Origin of the sequence: Winogradskyella sp., from assembly GCF_045105575.1 — a bacterium.
Taxonomy (GTDB): Bacteria; Bacteroidota; Bacteroidia; order Flavobacteriales; family Flavobacteriaceae; genus Winogradskyella.
The window spans coordinates 14,038-36,034 of the sequence record NZ_JBGCDQ010000006.1 but is presented as its reverse complement, the minus strand read 5'-3'; the positions used below and the strand labels follow the sequence as shown (position 1 = coordinate 36,034).

At 34.3% G+C, this 21,997-nt stretch carries 19 protein-coding genes; 4 read left to right on the top strand and 15 right to left on the bottom strand.

The genetic code is table 11. The features are described 5' to 3' along the window. Positions 1–22: 22 nt before the first annotated feature. The 12 genes from AB8B52_RS01130 to AB8B52_RS01075 all read right to left on the bottom strand — a co-directional run bounded on the left by AB8B52_RS01130 (position 23) and on the right by AB8B52_RS01075 (position 14,899). The gene (locus AB8B52_RS01130) at positions 23–2,401 is read right to left on the bottom strand and encodes a DUF2309 domain-containing protein (protein ID WP_406024394.1); all 2,379 of its coding nucleotides are present in this window, start codon (positions 2,399–2,401) and stop codon (positions 23–25) included. Between the two features lie 2 nt (positions 2,402–2,403). Beyond that, positions 2,404–3,852 (bottom strand): proton-conducting transporter membrane subunit, encoded by a 1,449-nt coding sequence (locus tag AB8B52_RS01125; protein ID WP_406024392.1) that lies wholly within the window; start codon positions 3,850–3,852, stop codon positions 2,404–2,406. A 175-nt stretch (positions 3,853–4,027) separates the two neighbouring features. Then, on the bottom strand, positions 4,028–4,786 hold the full coding sequence (locus AB8B52_RS01120; protein WP_406024390.1) for a tetratricopeptide repeat protein: 759 nt from the start codon (positions 4,784–4,786) through the stop codon (positions 4,028–4,030). A 1-nt stretch (position 4,787) separates the two neighbouring features. Continuing rightward, on the bottom strand, positions 4,788–6,557 hold the full coding sequence (locus tag AB8B52_RS01115) for a BatD family protein (RefSeq protein WP_406024388.1): 1,770 nt from the start codon (positions 6,555–6,557) through the stop codon (positions 4,788–4,790). Between the two features lie 20 nt (positions 6,558–6,577). After that, on the bottom strand, positions 6,578–7,402 hold the full coding sequence (locus AB8B52_RS01110) for a BatD family protein (protein ID WP_406024386.1): 825 nt from the start codon (positions 7,400–7,402) through the stop codon (positions 6,578–6,580). A gap of 71 nt (positions 7,403–7,473) precedes the next feature. Further along, entirely contained in the window at positions 7,474–8,325 is an 852-nt protein-coding gene (locus tag AB8B52_RS01105; RefSeq protein WP_406024384.1) for a tetratricopeptide repeat protein, read from the bottom strand. 84 nt (positions 8,326–8,409) lie between these two features. Further along, on the bottom strand, positions 8,410–9,450 hold the full coding sequence (locus AB8B52_RS01100) for a VWA domain-containing protein (protein ID WP_406024382.1): 1,041 nt from the start codon (positions 9,448–9,450) through the stop codon (positions 8,410–8,412). Next, a complete protein-coding gene (locus AB8B52_RS01095) occupies positions 9,443–10,447 on the bottom strand; it encodes a vWA domain-containing protein (RefSeq protein WP_406024380.1) in 1,005 nt (334 codons plus the stop codon). Before AB8B52_RS01095 ends, AB8B52_RS01100 begins: the two co-directional genes overlap by 8 nt. Beyond that, the gene (locus tag AB8B52_RS01090; RefSeq protein ID WP_406024378.1) at positions 10,447–12,174 is read right to left on the bottom strand and encodes a hypothetical protein; all 1,728 of its coding nucleotides are present in this window, start codon (positions 12,172–12,174) and stop codon (positions 10,447–10,449) included. Before AB8B52_RS01090 ends, AB8B52_RS01095 begins: the two co-directional genes overlap by 1 nt. A 15-nt stretch (positions 12,175–12,189) precedes the next feature. Then, positions 12,190–13,056 carry a DUF58 domain-containing protein gene (locus tag AB8B52_RS01085; protein ID WP_406024377.1) on the bottom strand — a complete coding sequence of 289 codons (867 nt, stop codon included), beginning with the start codon at positions 13,054–13,056 and terminating at the stop codon, positions 12,190–12,192. A gap of 96 nt (positions 13,057–13,152) precedes the next feature. Further along, a complete protein-coding gene (locus tag AB8B52_RS01080; RefSeq protein ID WP_406024375.1) occupies positions 13,153–14,154 on the bottom strand; it encodes an AAA family ATPase in 1,002 nt (333 codons plus the stop codon). Positions 14,155–14,335: 181 nt separating this feature from the next. Next, positions 14,336–14,899: a DUF4382 domain-containing protein gene (locus tag AB8B52_RS01075; RefSeq protein WP_406024373.1), complete on the bottom strand. Its 564-nt coding sequence runs from the start codon at positions 14,897–14,899 to the stop codon at positions 14,336–14,338. A 104-nt stretch (positions 14,900–15,003) separates the two neighbouring features. Between AB8B52_RS01075 and AB8B52_RS01070 the strand changes: the two genes are divergently transcribed. From AB8B52_RS01070 to AB8B52_RS01055, 4 genes are all read left to right on the top strand, one after another. Continuing rightward, positions 15,004–15,867 carry an aldo/keto reductase family oxidoreductase gene (locus AB8B52_RS01070; protein ID WP_406024371.1) on the top strand — a complete coding sequence of 288 codons (864 nt, stop codon included), beginning with the start codon at positions 15,004–15,006 and terminating at the stop codon, positions 15,865–15,867. A gap of 119 nt (positions 15,868–15,986) precedes the next feature. Then, on the top strand, positions 15,987–16,778 hold the full coding sequence (locus AB8B52_RS01065; RefSeq protein WP_406024369.1) for an SDR family NAD(P)-dependent oxidoreductase: 792 nt from the start codon (positions 15,987–15,989) through the stop codon (positions 16,776–16,778). Continuing rightward, positions 16,775–17,401, top strand: coding sequence for a hypothetical protein (locus AB8B52_RS01060; RefSeq protein ID WP_406024367.1), 627 nt, complete (start codon positions 16,775–16,777; stop codon positions 17,399–17,401). Before AB8B52_RS01065 ends, AB8B52_RS01060 begins: the two co-directional genes overlap by 4 nt. Before the next feature lie 29 nt (positions 17,402–17,430). Continuing rightward, entirely contained in the window at positions 17,431–18,564 is a 1,134-nt protein-coding gene (locus AB8B52_RS01055; protein ID WP_406024365.1) for an ATP-binding protein, read from the top strand. Between the two features lie 215 nt (positions 18,565–18,779). Here the strand turns inward: AB8B52_RS01055 and AB8B52_RS01050 are convergent, their stop codons facing one another. From AB8B52_RS01050 to AB8B52_RS01040, 3 genes are all read right to left on the bottom strand, one after another. Next, the gene (locus AB8B52_RS01050) at positions 18,780–19,967 is read right to left on the bottom strand and encodes a DUF1501 domain-containing protein (protein ID WP_406024363.1); all 1,188 of its coding nucleotides are present in this window, start codon (positions 19,965–19,967) and stop codon (positions 18,780–18,782) included. A gap of 11 nt (positions 19,968–19,978) precedes the next feature. Then, positions 19,979–21,340 (bottom strand): DUF1800 family protein, encoded by a 1,362-nt coding sequence (locus tag AB8B52_RS01045; RefSeq protein ID WP_406024361.1) that lies wholly within the window; start codon positions 21,338–21,340, stop codon positions 19,979–19,981. Positions 21,341–21,453: 113 nt separating this feature from the next. Next, positions 21,454–21,981, bottom strand: a complete 528-nt coding sequence (locus AB8B52_RS01040; RefSeq protein WP_406024359.1) for a hypothetical protein — start codon at positions 21,979–21,981, stop codon at positions 21,454–21,456. Between the last annotated feature and the right edge of the window lie 16 nt (positions 21,982–21,997).

The window sequence follows — 21,997 nt, the reverse complement described above, 5'->3', positions numbered from 1 at the left end:
ATCATTTCCTTTTTAAAAATTATTAAAACGTACTCAGTTCTTCAAGTACAGGTGCTGTTTCCTTAATGCTGGATGCATTTGAATTATCACCACCTTCTATACTCCAATTGTAATTTTTCTTGTAGTTTTTAAATTGATTACCATCATTACTATCCATTACTTTTAAATAAATCCACTCATTATCTAACAACGTTTGTAGATGACTGTTTTGTTTTAAAATAGACTCTACACGATTTAAAGGTGCATTAATAATAACTGTTAACCGCAAAGGTTGGTGATACATCTCTGTATCTGAAGCTTTAAGCGATTGTAATGGTAATCCCATTTTTAGATCGCCTCCATTACCTTGAACTACACCAAATTGACCTGTAATATTGTGTGTGATTTTAGTACCTCCTCCAAATTTGTCATTATCGATAGTACTAAAATAATAGTGGTTATTAATCCATTGCGTCACTACCATTGGTCCTCCAATGATGCCTGCCAATGCAGCACCTTCAGGATCTGTTTTCCAATTGTAAGAATGTAAAAAACATCTGCCATCTAAATTCATGGAGGCTGTTAAGTCTCTAGACCCAACTATAAAGGCTGCGTTTTTTGCTAAACCCCATTCTGGTCTGGTTTCTCCCCAATTTAGAGATTTCTTTTGCGCCAATGCTACACTTCCAGAAGTGACCATAAGACGTTCGGCTGTTGCTGTTTCCTGTGCTTTTTCTAGATTTTTCTTTAAGTTGCCTAACTTTTGTTGATGCGTCTCTGGTACCAAAGCATCAAAGAGTACAATTTCGTCCGTAGTGGTATTATGCTCTGCACCTATAAAAATGGTGTCTTCAGGAATATTAATGTGATGTTCTGATTTTAAAACGGCTCTTACCGCTTTATCATTTGCTAATGTAGCTAAAAGTCTGGCATTATGTCTTCCAGGACTTGCCGCACAAGCACCACAATCTAAACTAGACCCAAATGGATTATTAGCGGTATGGCTTCCATGACCAGCAAATACAACTAAAGGTGCAAAATCATCCCAACCCATTAAATCGAATCCAGATTTTACGATGGCCACTTTTTCGTGAGTCACCACATCTTGCTGATGCTTATCACCTCCATTATATGAGATTATAGGATCGCAAAAAGACTCATAATTCCTTTTATTTCTATTTTTTATTTTGAAATACCAACGTGGTGCAAAAGACTGCGCTACTATAGACAAGCCATAAAAAGCACCTGCTCCTTCCACAAACCCAAAAGACGATGGTAACATATTCTTAAGACGTTTTAGAATGTGCGTTTTAGCTTTAGTCATTCTTTTTTCATCCTTAAAATCAGTCGCTTGTTGCGCTAATGCTTCATTCGGGTTTTCGGTAATCTTATAAGGAGATCCTACAATTGGAGGACAGGATTTAATGCTAATATCTTCCTGATAGTGTTGGTAATCTGCTGCAATTCCGAAAAAACCAGCATATCCATAAGTTTCATAGTTTCCTGCATTTTCGACATGTCGACGTATCATTTCAGACCTTGTATCGATACAAAACACCAATTGTGCCTCAGGTGATGCGTTCTTTGTTTCTGTACTGTTACTATTTTCTAAATCTGAAATCAATCGGTTTTGAAACGTTTTCTCCCAAGCTTTTAACCAAAGGTATTTCAACTTCATAGAAGTCTCATTATGGCTCGTTTCCGTTGAAATCTCTAAAGGCATTTTTAAGTGCTTAGCAATGGTTAATCGCACTGCTAAATAGTCTTCAATAGTAATAGGAAATTGTTGTTGCCAAACCGAATTGGTATCAATTCTATGTTTTATATAGCCTGTCCAACCAGAAAGTGCTGCAATGTGTGCACTAAATAGTTCATTATAGTTGACATCTTTATAACCATCTAAAACGAGGTTTAACGCTTCAATACTAGAATCTGGTAAATTCTTTAAGCGCGAACTTCCCATATCATTATCATAAATCACCAAAGATTTCCAAGCTTTATAAAACCCTTTTTCTTTATAAGGCATTTGCCATTCTGCTAAACCTTCGTCCATAAATTGCGCTAACCATTTAGACATCATAACATCTAATTTAGACGTTGTTTTAGTAATGGCAACAAGATCATCGCGCTCCATGAGGTTCAAATATGCCTCTGGAGATTCACGTAAATCATTTTCTATTAAAATTTCAGATAAGACCTTAGTATCAATATCGTTTTTATCAAAAGCTTGTTTATAAATTGCTGCTGTAGGATAAGCGTTAGACTTTAAAAAACGTCCAGCTTCTTGCACAGCCTCTTCAAAAGGTAATTTCTCGTAACCAGATAATGGGTTAGATGTTACAAACGAATATAAGGGCCAAGTGGTACCAATGCGTTGTGAGGCAGCTGCTATACTTAATGAAATTTGTTCTTGCTTAGTCATCCTTATTTTGATTTAAAAGACACAATTGATTTACTAGTAGGCTGCGAAATATTCATAAGCTTTACATAGAGCCAAGGTATTTTTCTATACACACCAGACAGCATTATATGGAAGCCGATTAAGAAAATAATACCAAATACAATATGCGTTGGTGTTAATACAATTGGCATATTCGCCATTGGCATATCGTGCATTAAAATGGTGACACCATTAAACACAAGGGCATAAATACCAATACCTGCAACAATCATTAATGGGGTGACCATCAGTTTTTGAGTAACTCCTAAACTGGCTTGATTAAGAATGTTATACACCACCTGACCGACGGTTATGGCTACAATAAACGTAAGGAAGAGTCCGCTGTCTAGGCTTAATCCTTTTCCTGTAATATATCCAAAAAGCAAACCTCCGAGAACTGCCGAAATCACAATAATAACCGTCTGTAAAGGCTTTACAACAATAGTATCTGGCTGTTTTGGTAATGAATTTTTAATTTCTTCACCTGCAGAAAGAAACAAAAAGGCTTTGTAAAATCCATGAAGTATAAGGTGCGTAATGGCAGCTGTAAAAAACCCAAGACCACATTGCATCACCATAAAACTCATTTGTGCAATAGTTGAACAGGCCAACTTTTGTTTTACATTAACTTGCATTAATTTGCTAAACTGCGCTACAATGGCTGTTAAACCTCCAATAATGAAGATTAATAAAAGCACATTAGCTGTAAATAATAAAGGTGCAAAAATGGTTAACAAAATACCAGATCCATTGACAAAACCTGCATGCATTAATGCAGATGCTGGAGTTGGAGACGTCATTGCCGATAACAACCATTTATGAAATGGAAAAATTGCAGATTGAATAATAGCTGCAACAATGATGCATAATGCTGAAACTGTGCTCATCCAACTTGGTACCATGTCTAAATTAGCAAGTATCTCATTTTTAGTATAAGTGCCAGTGCCATAAGCTAAAACACCAAGGGCAATCGCTAAAAAGAAGGCTCCGCCAACATAATTGAGTCTTGCAAATTTTGAAGCATGCTGCGCTTCTTTCCATTCTGAATCAATGCCAATTAATTTAGACATTATTAATCCCATTAATAGCCAGAAGGACATTAATAAAACAATGTGATTAGAAATAACAAACAGCATGACTGAAAATGAAAAAGCCAAGCAATACAATAGAAAGCTGTGTTTTCGTTTAAATCCTTTCATATAATTGGTGGCATACATTTGTACAATAGCACTAAAGAACGTTACTACTGCCCAAATCACCATGCTAAAGCCATTAATTTGAAAGAGTTCTCCAAACGTCCAACTCGGGAAATCAGAAAAATAATAAATCATAGTAGCTGCACTTCCTAAAAACATGCACCACGTAAACGGAATTAGAAACTGAGATAAAAGTGATTTTTTGTTTAAATTTTCTAGATGACTGGTTGTTGACATAACTATAAAATCTCTTGGTTTGGATTAATTGTTGGTGCAAATGTTAAAAAACTATTTCATTAATTTTTATTTATATATTAAATGGTATTGATAAATATTATTTATGTATTTATAATGAAACAAAAAAGAGTGCCTATAAGACACTCTTTAAATTTAAAATAAATACCTATTGACTTTAAAAATCCTTCAACAGTTTAATCTCTTTTAATGGAATCCAACCTATAGAATTATCAGATAATTGAATTTTTTGCCAATCCTCATAGGTTTCTAAAACCTGAATTTTAGTGCCTTCATGCAGTCGGAATAGCTCTTCTGAAGTTTTATTGGCCTCAGACATTACTCTACTTTCTTGAACATAGACTATGGCAGGATTATCCTTTTTCTCTAAATGGTCTTTTTGAAATGCCATAGCTATAGAAAAGCATGCCACTAAAAGTCCGACAATACTGGTTATAAATGCGATACGCTTTTTTGATGTTGCATAAGAAAAATGATACATTAAGAAGAGCAACACAAAGAGTAAGACACCAGCAATCGCCATTTTTGCCCACGTATCCGTATGAAATGTATTTACGATATTATTGATAATTCTCGAAAAGCCAACTTTAGGCACTTTCTGAATCGCATCAATCGTCATGTTTTGAGCAAAGGCTAAATTATTCTGAATATCTTTATCGTTAGGAGCTAACAATAGTGCTTTTTCAAAATAATAAATACTTGGTGCAATGTTATTGAGTTTGTAATTGGCATTCCCAAGATTGAAATATAATTCTGCCGAGTGTACATCACCTTCTAAAATGGAAGTATAGGCATCAATCGCTTCTTGATACTTTCCTTCGTTATACAAACCATTAGCCAACTCAAAAGTGCTACTATTTTGTGCAAAGCCAAAAATGCTTAAACTAAAAACAAGTAAAACTATAATTGTTCTCATATTATTTCAGTTGCTTATCAATTAATGAAATGGTTTGGGCAGCTTTATCGTAATCATTCTTCATGGTGACTTGTGTAATTGGCGTGTAACGTGCCAATTCACAATTTTCTAAAATTGAAATAAAATCTGAAACAACAGTCGCTTCAACATTGCGCTTTACCAAAAGTTCTTCAATTTTTTCTTTATTAAAATCACTCGTTTCAATGTTAAGTTTTGCCTTTAAATAGTTGTGAAGTGCTTTCTCTAAAGCCAAATAAAAAGTTTCTTTTTGCCCAAGTGCTTTTTTAGCTTCACCTAAATACTTTTTAGCCAAACGATCTGCTTTTCGGGTGCGATTTCCTTGTACATCGGCATTTCGTTCATCGGTTTTTCGTCGTATAACTATGGCTAAAGGAATGGCTAAAAATGGCAATAAAATCAACGACCAAAAGCCTTTGGATTTAAAAAATTGTGATGTATCTACAGACGTTAAATCCGTTGTTGTTTTTATAAAGGCAAAAGAGTTTGCATTTGTATTAACGCTCTGCTTTACGTTTGCTGTTGTATTTTCAGCGTTGTTAATCGCAGCGGTTGGTCCTTCAAGAACATCGATGACAATCTCATCTGAGCTCATTCGTTTGTAGCTTTCGGTTTTAGGATTGAAATACGAAAATGAAATACTTGGTATAGGGTATTTTCCTCTAAACTGTGGCACAATGGTATACGTATCTGAAATATTACCTTGCATTCCGCTTAAATTGGTTCGGACATTTTCTTGATGCTCTGGCTCGTACACCTCTAAAGAGGTTGGAACATTAAGTTTTGGTAATTCAAACAACTTCAAATTTCCTTTTCCCGCAACCTCTATTTTTGCTTGTAGCGATTCCGTGGCATTCAATTGGGTTTTGCTCGTCGTTACTTTAAAAGAAAAATCACCCACTGCACCTTTAAAATCGGACGGTTTTCCTTGTTCTGGTAAAGGTTTTACGTTGATTGTTCTGCTTCCTGCTGTGGCTATTTTAGGGACTTTGGTCATTAAGGGTCTTCCAAAAATATCGCGTCGTTTGGTTGGGACTTCTACACTCACGTCTAACACTAAAGGTTCTAGTTTTAAAGCTCCTGTTTTTTGTGGATAAAGCACTACTTTTTTAAGCACAACATAGCGATACTCCTTACCTTTAAATTCACCATTCTTTACATCAAACCCTTTTACTTCTATATTCTGACTCCAGAAATCGTTATACCTTGGATTGTCTTTTTCACGCCAGCCCGTAACTGTTGTTTCTAAAGACACGTATAATTTATAAACCACAGTAATGGCTTCATTTAAGTAAGGATCTGTATTACTGACTTCCGCAATTAAATGTACATTTTCTGAGGCAATTTCTGAAGCAGAAGCGTTGCCATTAGGCGCACTCACAGCCGCAGTAACATTGATAGTGATAGGAAAGGTTTTGTAGGTTTCACCATCTATTTCTATAGTGGCTTGCTTTATGGTAAATTTTCCACGTTTTTTAGGTGCTAAAAAATAAGAATAGGTCTTTGAATAGGAACGTACTCCATTTCTAGAATAATTACTTAAAGAGGTATTTGGTCCGCCAACCACGTCAAAATCAGCAAAACTTGGAGGTGAAAAATTATCTCCATCTTTATTCATTTTAAAATCAATCCGCAAGCGCTCATTGATACCCAATTTTTTCTTACTCACTGTTGCTTCAAATTTTACTTGTGCAGAAGCGATACTTGTAGCAAGTATTAAGAATAATAACGATATAGTTTTTATTGATTTCATTACCGAATACGGAATTATTATCAATTAACATTTATAATTAATTGGTTAGACTTGATAGTTCTAGTTACTTTACTTATTAAAGTTTCATTTCCTCTAATATCATCTCCTATCATAGGTATCTCAGCTTCTATTCCAAGTTTTAGTGCTGATATATTAAACTTACCTTTCTCTCTAGGAGATACTATTATTTTTTGGAGTATTACATATCTATAACTTTTACCATGAAACTTTCCATTATAAACTTCAAAATTATTTTTCTTGATAAATTGAGTTTTAAAAAATTTGAAATCTGGCACATCTATCAGTTTCCATTTTGAGACACCTATTTCAGGAGAAATATATAACTTATAAGTTATAATCAAAGAATCTTTAACCGATATTTTAGCCTCAGAGAGTTCTCCTACCAAGTGAACGCCTTTATTAAATTTAGATTCTATTGTTTCCTCTTCTTTTGGTAAATAAACATCTTCTTTTACGACTTCAATCTCTAAATTTTCAGATAAGTATAAATTTTTATTGTAAATCAAACGCGCTTTCTCAATTAAAAATTTTCCAGCAGTTTTTGGTACTAGTCTAAAATAAATAGTTTTTTTAAACTCGTTATTAATTGTTTTTAAAGAATCTTCAGAAACACTTTCCCAATTTCTCATTAACACAAAATCTTTGAAGTCTGGTGGTTCAAAATCTATAGAGTCTTTATTGATTATAAAAGAAATCACAAATGGCTCATTAAGACCTACTTTCTTCTTGCTAACTTTAGCTTCAAATTTTACTTGTGCAGAAGCGATACTTGTAGCAAGTATTAAGAATAAGAGTGATATATAATTTTTAATATTAATCTTCATAGGTATTCTTGTCGATTTCAGATTTAAGATTATCAAGTAGATAAATCATAATTCAACAATCGTAATTCGATTTACCAATCCTTTTCCGTTTTTACCTTAGCGCCTTTTTGCTTTTGCTCATTCATTTTTTCTTGAACTTTCTGCTCTTGGTTTTGCATGGCCTCTAAAATATTTTTCATTTGTTGAGGAGACATTTGTCCTGGTCGTGGCTTTGGTTTCTGGTTCTGATCTTTTTTATCTTTGTCACCTTTGCCATCATCGTTTTTATCGTCTTTTGGTTTTCCGTCTTCATCTTCATCCTTGTCACCATCTTTCTTATCCTTATCACCTTCGTCCTTTTTATCTTGGTCGTCCTTTTTATCTTTATCGTCTTTGTTTTCGTCTTCTTTCTTTTGCTCGTCTTCTTTATCTTTTTCTTCGTCCTTGTTTTCGTCTTCCTTATCATCTTCGCCACCACCATCTTGCTTTTGTTGCTCGGCACATTCTTTCGCTAAAGCCAAATTGTAACGTGTTTCTTCGTCAGATGGATTGTTTCTAAGTGCATTTTTAAAGGCTTCAACCGCTTCTTTACACTGTTCATTTTTCATTAAAATATTTCCGATGTTATGAAATACTCTATGCTTTTCATCTTTCGTTGTGGCATTTTTTGCTGCTTCTTGACTTCTGAACAACGCCTCATCTAAACTGCCATTTTTGTAATAAGAGTGTGATAAGTTGTATGCTCCAACAGCTTTACTTGGAGCTTCGGAAATTGCTTTTCTATATTCCATTTCAGCTTCTACATAATTAGACGCTTCTAATAATGTATTGGCTTTATAGACGTAATTAGTCGCATTTTTTTCTGCTTTCAGTTGCGCTTCAATATCTTGCGAAAATCCTAAGTTAACCACTAAAAGTGTTATAAATAATATGTATCCCTTCATAATGTGTTTATTATTGTAGCAAACTCTAAATTACTAAAGCCATGGCTTACTTAGCGTTAAAATAATTCTAAAAGTTTTAATTCTTTAGATTGAGGCTTCATTAAACAGGTTTAACTTCTTTAGCCAAGCTGTTTTTCGTTCTAAAAAGAAGATATCAATGAATACTAACAAAATTCCGAAAGCCAAAAACCATTGAAACTGATCTTTAAAATCTGCGATTTGTTTCGATTCAAATTCTTGCTTATCCATTTTATCTAATTCACCTTTAATAGCGTCTACAACATCGTTTGTATTTCTTCCATTAATATAAACTCCGTTCGCTTCTGCTGCAATTTCTTTTAATGTGGTTTCATCTAATCTCGTAATAACCGTTTCACCATTATTATCTTTTTTATAATTGAGAACAACACCATTTCGCTTTATAGGAATTGGCCCTCCTTTAATATCGCCAACACCAACGGTTAAAATTCTTATGCCTTGCTCATTGGCTTCTTCGGCTATATCAAGAGCTTCACCATCGTGATCTTCTCCATCTGAAATGATAATTAACACACGATTGGCTTGTTCTTCATTATCGTAATACGTTTTTGCTAACTGAATGGCTTCACTAATGGCTGTACCTTGAGACGATAGCATGTCAGTATTCATATTTTGTAAAAACATTTTAGCCGAAGCGTAATCTGTTGTAATTGGCAATTGCGGAAATGCTTTGCCTGCATAGGCGATAATACCAACACGATCACTCGCCAAACTATTAATAATTTGCGTGACTAGTTGTTTTGATTTTTCTAGTCGGTTAGGTGCAATATCTTCAGCGAGCATACTTTTAGACACATCGACAGCGAATACAATATCGACTCCTTGACTTCTAACCGTTTCTAATTTGGTGCCAATTTTAGGGTTGACTAAGGCCAATGAGAAACATGCAAACGCTCCACAAAGCACTAAAACTTTTAAAACACTTTTAAAAAGCGATTGGTTTGGACTTAAACGTTTTAATAACGCTGAATCTGCAAATTTTTTCTGCGCAGAACGCCTCCATATTTGAAGTAATATAAACAACAACACAATCACTGGGATTACCAGTAAGGTCCAAAACCATATTTTCTCGTCAATTCTAAACAAAGCTTCTAAATAGTGTATTTCTTAATATTAATTCTATCAATAATAACAGTCCTGCTAACAAAACTAGAGGTCTGTATTTTTCTTCGTAATTGTAATATTTCTTTTCTTCTACTTCCGTTTTTTCGAGCTTATTTATTTCCTTATAAATTTCTGCTAGCTTCTTATTATTTGTTGCTCTAAAATATTTACCACCTGTTTCTTCGGCAATCTCTTTTAATAATTGTTCGTCGATTTCTACTTGCATTCGACCGTATCTAAATGTTCCATTAGCATTAATGCCATTTGGTGATAATGCCATACCGTTTGTTCCTAAACCAATGGTATAGACTTTAATGCCAAATTCCACAGCCAATTCACTTGCAATTTTAGGATCTATAAATCCTGAATTATTAACACCATCCGTCAATAAAATAATGACTTTACTCTTTGCTCGACTATCTTTTAAACGGTTTACCGAAGTTGCTAATCCCATACCAATCGCAGTTCCGCCTTCTATAATGGTATTGTATTTAATATCTCTTAGAGAACGTTGTACTATGGATTTATCGCTTGTAATTGGTGTTTTGGTATACGCTTCACCTGCGTACTCCACCAAACCAATACGATCATTTGGACGACCGTTTATAAAATCTGATGCTACTTCCTTTAAAGCATCTAATCGGTTAGGACGCAAATCTTTTGCTAACATACTTGCCGAAACATCAATTGCCATAACGATATCGATACCACGTGTAGTTTTAGTTTTGGTAGAAACATCAACCGTTCTTGGTCTTGCAAGCGCAGTTATTAGTAGGCCTAAAGCAATTAAACGTAATGCAAAAAGAAAATATTTGAATTTAGACCAAAAACCAGATCCGCCTTTAAATCCTTGAATACTCGATATTTTTAATTCAGCCGTTTGTTGGCTATGCTTAAGGACATACCATATGATGGCTATTGGCAAAAGCAATAACAACCAAAATAATTCTTTATTTAAAAATTCTATACTCTCCAACATTATTCTTGCTCTTCTTCTAAGACCTCGTCTGGTTTTAACTCTATGGAATTTACAATGCGCTCTATAATATCATCCGCATAATTATCCTCTCCTCGCCACGTTAAAATAATTTGCTGTCTTACATTGTCTCCTCTAAATAAAAAGAGCTTGTAATTAGCTGGTCTTACATCATTGGCATCGAGAACGATATTTTTTGTTCCATATACTTTTAATCCTTCCGCACCATTTGGTGTGGAAAACTTCTCTCGTTTTACAGCAATATCTTTAGCTCCTTGAGACTCTAACAATTTTAGATAAGATTCTGTAGCACGCATTAAATCTGCTGCTTTTTCTTCATCTGTTAATGGTTTTGGTTGACCACCTTGACCACTAGGATCTGAAGCATTTGTAAACGTTGTTGTACTTACTTGAATATCTATGCCTGCTTTTTCCGAAAGATATCTAAATAACGTGGTGCTCAGTTTATCTTTATATTCCTCAGGAACTTCATAAGCTTCACGCTTTAACACTTGTGGTGTTTCAATATAAATTGGTGGAAATCCGTAAGCGCTTTCTACCCAATTACCTTCTAAAAGCGATTTACTTTCATGACCAATAATGGTATCCTTAACGTAGCCAAAACCATATTTCATTCCGAAACCGACAAACGTCGCAATTAATAAAAAGATTGAAATGGCCACTGTAATAAAAACTTTTCTGCGCTTCTTTTTACGTTCTTGTTCTTCTTTGTATTTCTGATCGAGTAACTTTTCTTCTTCCGAAGGCTCTGGCAAACTCACTTTAACGTTATCAATGGCTTTATCTATCGTTTTTTTATCCATCTCTGCAAGTGCCATATCTGGTGCAGATTTTGCAAACTTTACTAAATCGGCACGTTGCAAAATGCTTTCAATATGAAGAATTGTTTCTTGAGATAATGGAATTTGATTACCATCTTTTAATAGATTAAGACGGCTAATAAGTTCTGACGTGGTACTTTCTAAAGCACGATCATATACTTTTTCATCAAGATACTTTCTGATAATAAAGGTTAATTCTGAATAATATTCTTTGACCTCAGCACGAATTAAAAACTGACTCTCATCGAGTTTTTTCAAGGCTAATTTTGCACGATCGTAAGGCGGTAACAAGGCAATCTCTTCTTCTTCGGTCAATGGTTTTTTGCGCCAAATAAACCAATAGAGTAAAAAGGCTACTAAAGCTATCATTGCCAAAATGCCTAACAGCCATTTCCACCAATTGCCACCACTCTTCTCAACTTCTATAATAGGTTTTATATCGAAGAGCTTTTGTTTGGTAGTGTCAACTTCAACAGTGTTGACAGCAACTTTTAAAGAATCTGTAAAAAATGGTTTTTCGCCAATGATGATTTTTTGACGTGGAATGGTGTACACTCCTGAATCGAACTGTGTGAGTTTGTAAATTCTTGACAATAAAAATTTAGACGCTTTTTTTGTGGTATCAATTTTTAAAGCTTCAACAGCTTCTAAAGGCATAAAGGTTTGCCCTTCTGGAAATACAACCAATGCTAAAGAATCTGCTTCTACGTTAATTTTATAGGTGATTTGCTCTCCGATTCTGATTTTTGTGGTGTCGGCTTCGGATGTGACTTGTGCTGACGCAGTTAATGAGAAAAGAACATAGAACATAGAACATAGACCGAAGATGGAAGACCGAAGACGGTTCACCATTGCGTTTATATTTTTATATCTAAAATCGTAATTCATAAATCTAAAATCCACTTATCCTCTTCGTTTAAAATAACCCAACAACTTCTTTACATAACTTTCATCGACACGGCAATCAATAACTCCTGCTCCAGATTTTGTAAAGCTCTCTTTAAAATAATTCACCTTGTCGTTATAATATTGGCTGTAATTTTGTCTCACCGCTTTTGATGCTGTGTTGACTAACATCATTTCACCTGTTTCTTCATCTTCCATTTGCACCATACCAATATTTGGAATGGTTTCTTCGTGCTTATCGTAAATTCGAATGCCTGTGATATCGTGTCTGTTGGCTGCAATTTTTAAATTCTGTTTGTAATCGTCTGCCACAAAATCTGAAAGCACAAAAACAATCGCTTTCTTTTTCATGACGCTAGATAAAAACTTAAACGCTTCTGCAACGTTGGTTTTTTTACTTTTTGGCTTAAACTCTATTAATTCTCGTATAATCCTGAGGACATGAGAACGTCCTTTTTTTGGCGGAATGTAAAGTTCAATCTCGTCTGAAAACAAAATCAAACCGATTTTATCATTATTCTGAGTAGCTGAAAACGCTAAGGTTGCTGAAATTTCAGTTACAATTTCGTCTTTAAATTGATTCTGAGTTCCAAATAATTTACTTCCAGAGACATCAGCCATAAGCATCATGGTAAGCTCGCGTTCTTCTTCAAAAACTTTAATGTGTGGCTGATTGGTTCTTGCGGTAACGTTCCAATCTATATTTCTAACATCATCACCGAATTGGTATTGGCGCACTTCAGAAAAAGTCATACCACGACCTTTGAAAGTCGAGTGGTATTCGCCTCCAAATATATGATCAGACAAACGACGTGTCTTGATCTCTATTTTTCGTACTTTTTTTAGAAGTTCTTTAGTATCCATTTCTCAGTTAACAGTTGACAGTCTCAGTTTTCAGTAGGTAAATTCAGCATCTCGTACACAATTAACGGTGTACTGTAACTGAATACTGCGAACTATTTATGGCACTTCGATTTCGTTTACAATCTTATTTATAATATCTTCTGAAGTAACATTCTCAGCTTCGGCTTCGTAAGTGATGCCTATTCTATGACGTAGCACATCATGCACAACAGCACGCACATCTTCTGGAATAACATAACCTCTTCTTTTAATAAAAGCATAACATTTAGCAGATGTAGCTAAGTTGATACTTCCACGAGGCGATGCACCAAAAGAAATTAAAGGCTTTAAATCACCTAACCCGTATTTTTCAGGATAACGTGTGGCAAAAATGATATCTAGAATGTATTTTTCAATTTTTTCGTCCATATAAACTTCTCTAACAGCTTCTTGAGCGCTGAGAATTTGTTTAATGGAAACCACAGGATTTACTTTTTCGTAAGTCCCTTTTAAATTGGCTCTTACTATTTGCTGTTCGTCTACGATTGTCGGATAATCAATCACTGTTTTTAGCATAAAACGATCCACTTGCGCTTCTGGTAAGGCATAAGTTCCTTCTTGCTCAACAGGGTTCATCGTTGCCATGACTAAAAATGGTTTGTCTAAAACAAACGTCTCATCACCAATAGTCACTTGTTTTTCTTGCATGGCTTCAAGCAACGCAGATTGTACTTTGGCTGGTGCTCTGTTAATTTCATCTGCTAAAACAAAATTGGCAAAAATTGGTCCTTTTTTAATAGTGAAATCATTCTCTTTCATATTAAAAATCAGTGTACCCACGACATCAGCAGGTAATAAATCTGGTGTAAACTGAATTCTACTAAAACTAGCATCTATCGCCTTAGAAAGCGTATTAATAGCTAAGGTTTTTGCTAAACCAGGTACACCTTCTAATAAAATATGACCTTGACCTAATAAACCGATGAGTAAGCGCTCTACCATGTGTTTTTGCCCAACGATAACCTTGTTCATTTCAAAGGTTAATAAGTCTACAAATGCACTTTCTCTTTCTATCTTTTCGTTAATTGATTTGATATCAACTGTACTCGTTTCTTCCATTATTTAAGGGTTTAAGAATAAAACTTCTATTTAAAAATTTTAGACGATGCAAAGTGTTAATTTTTTTCGTGAGATGCTGTTAACAATTGGTTAAAAAAAAGAGCCATACCGAAGTATCGCTCTTTTTAAAGTTTGAACGCAGGTAAAGCGTTCTATTAATCGTGGATTAGGATAATTAATATTAAAATTTTCTAATTTGTGTGTATAATTTTGGGTTGAGAACGGTCATGTTTTCAGTAGCATTAAAATCTACAGATGCATCAATATCTAAATTAATAACTACCTGATAAATATGATTGCCTTCAAATGCCTTTTTTACGAAATTAGATGGTTTGGCATTTCCTATTTCTGTAACATCTAAATGCACTAACATATCATTAACATTGATAAAATTGTTATCACCAAGTACTAATCTAATTTCGTGAATGTAAGTTGGTTTAATTTCATAATGATTGACTAATAGTAATTCTGTATCACCTCTTAAATCAGAAACATTGTGTGAACCTGTATTTATTGTATTTAAACTCATCCATGCGCTCGACGCATTATCATCTTCAGTGATTTTAACCTGAATATCTTCAATATCTAAAAAAACGTTATTCAGTTCGCCCGAATCACTTTTTAGGCTCACCGTAATACCAGCAAAATCTTGGTCTCTACCTACTTCTTCTTTAGAACAACTGGTAAGACTGAAAAAAATAAGACAGATTAAAACGACTAGTTTCGTGACTTGTAAATGCTTCATGATTTGGGGTTTTGAATAATTACATATCAATAATACCCTATTGATAATGTTTTCAGTATTTTTATGCATGAATTGCAATAAAACCTATATAAACTGAAAATTAAGTGACATATTCTCGATTAATAGCAGGCACAATGACCTGGGGAAACTGGGGAAAACAGCTCTCAAAAAAAGATATGGAAGCTCTAATACACTTCTGTATTTCTAATAACATTACCACCTTTGACCATGCCGATATTTACGGATCTTATACGACAGAAGCCGCCTTTGGCGCTGCTTTTTCAAGTTCTGGAATACAACGTGAAGCCATTCAGCTGATTTCTAAATGTGGACTTCAACTTGAAGGTGACCCTAGGAACAATAAGGTAAAACATTACAATTACAGTAAAGACTATATTATAAATTCTGTTGAAGCATCCTTAAAACATCTTGAAACTGAATATTTAGACCTATTGTTACTTCATAGACCTAGTCCGTTGATGGTAGCAGAAGACATTGCCGAAGCCATTACCATTTTAAAAAAAGATGGAAAAATTAGAGATTTTGGTGTGTCTAATTTTACACCATCGCAAATGGATATGGTTGGTTTACGCATGGATATTGACGTCAACCAAATAGAATTTTCATTAACTGAACATAATGCCATGCATGACGGTACTTTAGATTATATGACGACTAATGGAATAATGCCTATGGCTTGGTCTCCTTTAGGACGTGTTTTTAAAACCGATAATGAACAAACCAGACGCATCCACAAGCAGCTTGGTGAATTGGTAGATAAATACAATGCAACTGAAGATCAGTTGTTATTGGCTTGGATACTAAAACATCCTTCAAACATTCATCCTGTGGTTGGTACAACAACGAAAGAACGTTTAAAATTAGCCGTTGAAGCGTCTAAAATTGAACTAGAATTAGAAGATTGGTTTTTGATTTTAGTGGCTGCTCAAGGTCATAAGGTGCCTTAAAAAAAAACAGCCCATCCCAACCCTTCCCAAGGGGAAGGGCTTTAGCTTGTTTATGGTATTCATTCTCAAGCTTCAATTAATTAAAGTTATTGGTTTTTCACGATAAAAATAGATCATATATGAGCGACAGTGTTCTTCCCCTTAAGGGAAATAAAAAGGAGCTTTTAACAGCGTTAATTACAGGAGCAACAAGTGGCATCGGACGAGCAACGGCTCAGGAATTTGCAAAACATGGTATCAATTTAGTATTATGTGGACGACGGCAAGAACGTTTGGATACTGTACAAAAAGACTTGTCTAAACATGTGAATGTACATACCCTAAATTTTGATGTACGTGATAAGGATGCTACTTTTAAGGCTATTGGCTCTTTACCAGAAGCATTTCAAACCATAGATATTTTAATTAATAATGCCGGAAATGCGCATGGTTTAGACCCAATACAAACGGGAAATTTAGACGATTGGGATGCCATGATGGATATTAATGTAAAGGGCTTACTCTACGTGAGTAAGGCGATTATTCCGAGTATGACCGAACGACAATCTGGCCATATCATTAACATTGGGTCTTCTGCAGGAAAAGAAGTCTATCCAAAAGGCAATGTGTATTGTGGTAGCAAACATGCCGTTTTAGCCATTACGGAAGGTATGCGTATTGATTTGAATCCTTTTGGCATAAAAGTCACAGCGATTAATCCTGGCTTGGTAGAAACTGAATTTTCTGAGGTAAGATATAAAGGTGCGGAAAATGCTAATAACACTTATAAAGGCTTCAAAGCATTGCAAGCGGAAGATGTTGCTGAAGCGATTTATTTTGCGGTATCTAGACCAGCTCATGTAAATATTGCAGATATTTTGATGTTTTGTACGGCACAAGCTAGTTCTACAATTGTTAAAAAGGATTTATGAATAAATGGCTAAAAGATTATTGGTATGATTTAGCTTCAGGTTATGCTGATGATGCCATAGTTGATTCTTTTTGGAAGGCTATTGAAACTAAATACAACACCAAAAAAAGACACTATCATAATCTGACACATCTTTATAATATGTTTCTTCAACTCGAAGATTTAAAAACAGCTATTGAAGATTTAAATAGTTTGAAATTTGCGATTTGGTATCACGATGTTATATACAAATCCACGAAAAAAGACAATGAAGTTCAAAGTGCGTTTTTTGCTGAAAAAGCTTTAAAAATTCTTAAATATGATGCTTTTAAAATAGAAAAAGTTAAAAACAACATCATTTCGACTAAAAGCCACGAATTAATTTCAACAGAAAACACCGATAATGCTTATCTTTTGGATTTAGACCTTTCTATTCTAGGTACAGATTGGAATACTTATAGTCAATACATTCAAAATATTAGAAAGGAATATAACATCTATCCAGATTTTTTGTACCAACCTGGTCGAAAGAAAGTGCTCAAACATTTTCTAGAACGAGACACCTTATATTTCACAGAAAGATTTAGAGCTCAATTTGAAGAACAAGCTAGAGAAAATCTACAAAAAGAAATTAAACTACTTTAAAAAGTCCCCTCTGGGGATTTAGGGGCTTTATGATAAACAAAAGGCTTTTAATTAAAAACTTACTTGCTCACAACGATGAGAACAGTTTCTATGACAAAAAGCGAAAGATTGATATTGGTTTTAAAGAAGGTAAAGCAAAATTCTTAAAGCACGTTTGTGCGCTGTCTAATAGCAATCCTAAAAACAATGCTTATATCGTTATTGGCGTTGACGATGAGGATAATAAAATTGTAGGTGTCGATTTTTTTGATGACAGCAAAATTCAGAATCTCATTAATGCCTATCTCAATAATCCGCCAATTGTGCAATACGAAAACATTCCGTTTCCGCATTTACCAGATGATAAGGTGGTTGGTTTGGTTACTATTAGACCCATTGACGAGATCACTTCCCTGAGAAAAAATATTTGGAAATATTATGGTGGTGCTGTCTTTTTTAGAGATGGTAGCATTAGTATGCCAAAGGTTTTTGATATTGAGGTTGTGGATGTCAATTCTAAAATTGTTGCTGCGATAGAAAATCATGCGCAAAACAATATAAAACTGACACTCGATGGTGTGTTTGATTTTATGAACAAACGCCAAGATTACAAACCGCAGTACAAAGTGTTTAAAGAGTACTTTGTATTGTGTTGGTCTGGCGATAAAAAACAAGTGAAAGATGAAACCTTTTTCTCTAGAGTTGATATTGAATTGGTAAACGAGCAGGTACGTATATTTTATTCCACTTTAGATGAAGTGTCTATTTCTTATTCCGAAGATGCCTTCAAAATAATAGAATATGTAAAACTTGGTTTACAAAAATCTTACAAGTATTATAAACTTGAAGAAAAAATCATTCATTTTCAACCTAATGCACATTATTCCATAGCCACTAATCTTATTTTTGAGCCACCTCAATTTGATAAAAAAGTATTACATCATATTTTTAATGCGAACAATTCAATTGTAGAAAAACTTCTAAATCATAGTAGATTAACTTCATCTGAAAACGAAGATTTAAAAAACTTAGCGGCAAGTTATTTAATCTGTTTTCTCAACGGTTTTGAAGACGCCTTATTGAAATTAGAAATCATAAAACCGTATATAAAAGACTACAATTCAGAACTCTATGCGTCTTACAAAGAGACGATGCGAATTTTAAGAAAAGTAAAATACAACTAGTTCGTCGGAAATAATAGATTTTTTAACCTTGATTTTTGCACCTTATCGGAAGTGCTTTAAAAATGCGACTGATTATACATTTTTTTTAACCATTCATCAAAAAAATTGTTGACCAAGAGGAATATTGCACATCTTTGTATTGCTATTAATCAATTATTAAACCTTGTTTCTTCTTGAGTTAACTCTCAAACCGAAACAAGGTTTTTTTTATGTCCTTATATAAAATTGAGGTTGTTCTGCTTTGTTGGAATAATACCTTCTGTAGAAACGTTCATCCAATTGGAAAGAATTGTAGCATAAATGGCTCTAAAATCCACACTATATTTTAAATCACCATTATCGTCTAAATCGCTTAAACTAGCCAAATCGTTATAGAAACCTGCTTTCTTTAGGTGCTTACCAATAATAAACACATTATTAGCAGAACCATGATCTGTACCGTTGGCTGCATTTTGTTTAACACGTCTTCCAAATTCTGAAAAGGTCAATATCAACGTATCGTTAAATGTTTCATTTCGTTTGAGATCTTTTACAAAGGCTGAAACGCTTTCTGCGTAGGTTTTTAGCAATCGTGTTTGTTTATTATTTTGATTGGCATGTGTATCAAATCCGCCTAACGAGGTATAAAATACTTTGGTGTCTAAACCAGAATTAATGAATTGACCTACATTTTTAAGTTGTCTTGCAAATCCGTTTTGAGGGTAACTTTCTTGTGATGATTTCACCTTGGTGTTTTCAAAAATATAGTTGGCAGAAGACTTTGCTTCGATCATAGTTTGGTACAAATAGCCCAGATTGTGTTCGCTTAGGTGTGCATCGTTGTAATGGTTGATCACATTTTTAAAATAAGGCTCTTTTGCAGTATTGTACAGTACTTTATAATCGTTAGTTGCAATGCCATTAAAATGGTTGCCTTTCATGGCTAAACTGAGTTGCTCATCCATTTCCATAGCGTTATATGGTTTTTTGCCATGCTGATCTAAATAACGACCCAACCAACCACTTTGCAAATATTCATCTGAGGCACTTGCCGTTTGCCAAATATCCATAGATCTGAAATGCGAACGTACCGGATTTGGATAACCAACATTATTTATTATCGATAGTTCACCATTATCAAACAGCGCTTGTAAAGGTGCTAAACTTGGATGAAATCCTAAATCGTCATTCAACTTTATAATGCCTTTTATAATAGCCAATCGAGGTCTGGCATTGTAGTATAAATCGTTGTAATATGGAATTATGGTATTTAAACCATCATTACCACCAGCGAGTTGAATAATCACCAAACGCTTGTAACCTAAACGTTCTGAAGCCAGAGACTCAAACGCTTTGACAAAATTAGGCACAAAAAACAGGCTACTTGCTAATGCAGAATTTTTTATAAATTTACGTCTGTCCATAATTTATAGTATTAACACATTTGATATTCTGGTAAGGACATCAGCTGAATGCAATAGGCTTGTTTAGACGATTTACTTAAACTTTTTAAGTAATCTAAAGTTCCTTTATTAATGTTTCCTTGAATAAGATACTCTTGAAGCTCTTCTGTTTTAGCGATTTCAAAATTATTTAAAAATGCCTTCCAATTGGGTTGCGTTTTAAAAGGGCGTTTTATTTTTTTACGCTCTGAGGACGTTTCAGATACATCACCTTCAGCTTTTAAAGAAATCGTACCATTATTCAATAAAACGGATGGCAATTTTAAACGTGCCATAATGGTATTGGCATCAATCCATGCTTTATCACCTTTCCAGCCGGCTACATTTGGTGGATCTAAGAGAATTTGCCCTAATAATTTCTGAATTTTTAAAAGGTCACGTTCTCTTTCAAAAATTAAAGGCACTGTGTTGGCCATACCGACTAAATAATCTATCGGTGATTTTATTTTCACTCCAATATTTTTGTCATCATAAAACCAATCTGCCATAAATACAAAGCGCATTAGATTCGTAATATTATAATCTTTGTAAAACACATCGGTCATAGCATCGATATGTGCTTTGTTAGGTTTCGGGTTTACAAAATAACGGTAGATTTTTTTTGAAATAAAATAGGCACAGCGTCTTTCTTTCAAAATGACATCGATAGCATCATCGCCATTAAATTTTCCGATGCTATTAAATACAATTTTAGTTTCGGTATCGTGTTGCTTTTCTCTTAGCTCAAAGTTGCCTTCAAAATCATGATTATATCCTGTGAATGCTCTTGCAATTTCTTTAATGTCTTTTTCAGAATACTGACCTTCACCTAAAGTAAAGAGTTCCATTAACTCGCGCGCAAAATTTTCATTAGGCCTGTTTTTTCTGTTCTGTTTGCCATTAAGATACCTGAGCATGGCTGGTTCTTTAGAAATGGCTTTTACAAATTCTCTAAAATCGCCTAAGGCAAAATACCGAAGGGTATTGTTAAATTGTTCGGCATAAAGCGGGTTTCGATCTCTACAGACAAAGTGATTGGCCCAAAATAAGGTCATCCGTTCTCTGAGTAATTCCTCAGGGTTAATTAGCCGTTTCACCCAAGCATAATTAAGCTCTAGTATTTTCTGTTGTCCTTTTTTTTGTATGTCTTTCTTTAAGGTTGGAAAATTTTTAACATCCTCAGGTGTTACACCATCTAAATAAGATAAGTCTATATGTAGTGAGGTTTTAAATTTAGAATTTTCAAAAAGGGCTTCAACAACACTAGCTCTGTCCTTATTTTTTGGACTTAGCGATTTAGGATTTAAACCAAATCCGGCACGCCAATACAAATGTTGCAATTCCTTTTGTTTCATTTTAGTGAGACTCTATAATTTATAATTGGTTTAAATATACGAAACAAAAAAAACCGTTTCAATTCTTATTGGTATAAGAAGAAACGGTTTTTTACTCATATTATTTTGAAGGCCTATTTCCCTCCATCAAGTTCATCTTGCCATTTTAAAAGTTCAGCCCATTTTCCTTCATAAGCCATTTTAGCTTGGTCTGGCCATGTTCTTGGCGTATGCACTTTAAAACGTTCTCCTCCGCTGTCTAAAACACTCTGACATTTATCTACACTACATTCTGATAATGCTTTCCATGTTTTAACATCGTGGTTATGGAACAATTCTTGAATTTTTGGACCAATACCTTCAACAACCGTTAAATCATCTTGTTTTATTTTCTTGCCAAAAACCGCTTTGGCAGCATCCGCATTAAACGGAAGTAGCGCAACAGCTGGTGCTGCAACTTTAGCACTTGCTGTCTGTGCAAGTTTTAAATCTGATTCTAATTGTAATCTCGCTTTTCTACAAGCTTCTAAATCCGCTTCTAGTTTTGCAACTCTATCATTGCAGTCGTCATGGTTACTTCCTCCAAGAAGTTTTCCTAATAAATAGCCTAATAGCGCACAAATGGCACCTACAAGTAATGGGATTAATATACACCAATTCATAATTTTATAATGTTTT

Coding starts and splice junctions, on each gene's coding strand:
- AB8B52_RS01115 (WP_406024388.1), bottom strand. CDS start 6,557: ATGAAATCAATAAAAACTATATCGTTATTATTCTTAATACTTGCTACA.
- AB8B52_RS01095 (WP_406024380.1), bottom strand. CDS start 10,447: ATGTTGGAGAGTATAGAATTTTTAAATAAAGAATTATTTTGGTTGTTA.
- AB8B52_RS01045 (WP_406024361.1), bottom strand. CDS start 21,340: ATGAAACAAAAGGAATTGCAACATTTGTATTGGCGTGCCGGATTTGGT.
- AB8B52_RS01040 (WP_406024359.1), bottom strand. CDS start 21,981: ATGAATTGGTGTATATTAATCCCATTACTTGTAGGTGCCATTTGTGCG.
- AB8B52_RS01105 (WP_406024384.1), bottom strand. CDS start 8,325: ATGAAGGGATACATATTATTTATAACACTTTTAGTGGTTAACTTAGGA.
- AB8B52_RS01110 (WP_406024386.1), bottom strand. CDS start 7,402: ATGAAGATTAATATTAAAAATTATATATCACTCTTATTCTTAATACTT.
- AB8B52_RS01090 (WP_406024378.1), bottom strand. CDS start 12,174: ATGAATTACGATTTTAGATATAAAAATATAAACGCAATGGTGAACCGT.
- AB8B52_RS01085 (WP_406024377.1), bottom strand. CDS start 13,056: ATGGATACTAAAGAACTTCTAAAAAAAGTACGAAAAATAGAGATCAAG.
- AB8B52_RS01055 (WP_406024365.1), top strand. CDS start 17,431: ATGATAAACAAAAGGCTTTTAATTAAAAACTTACTTGCTCACAACGAT.
- AB8B52_RS01065 (WP_406024369.1), top strand. CDS start 15,987: ATGAGCGACAGTGTTCTTCCCCTTAAGGGAAATAAAAAGGAGCTTTTA.
- AB8B52_RS01080 (WP_406024375.1), bottom strand. CDS start 14,154: ATGGAAGAAACGAGTACAGTTGATATCAAATCAATTAACGAAAAGATA.
- AB8B52_RS01075 (WP_406024373.1), bottom strand. CDS start 14,899: ATGAAGCATTTACAAGTCACGAAACTAGTCGTTTTAATCTGTCTTATT.
- AB8B52_RS01125 (WP_406024392.1), bottom strand. CDS start 3,852: ATGTCAACAACCAGTCATCTAGAAAATTTAAACAAAAAATCACTTTTA.
- AB8B52_RS01130 (WP_406024394.1), bottom strand. CDS start 2,401: ATGACTAAGCAAGAACAAATTTCATTAAGTATAGCAGCTGCCTCACAA.
- AB8B52_RS01120 (WP_406024390.1), bottom strand. CDS start 4,786: ATGAGAACAATTATAGTTTTACTTGTTTTTAGTTTAAGCATTTTTGGC.
- AB8B52_RS01060 (WP_406024367.1), top strand. CDS start 16,775: ATGAATAAATGGCTAAAAGATTATTGGTATGATTTAGCTTCAGGTTAT.
- AB8B52_RS01050 (WP_406024363.1), bottom strand. CDS start 19,967: ATGGACAGACGTAAATTTATAAAAAATTCTGCATTAGCAAGTAGCCTG.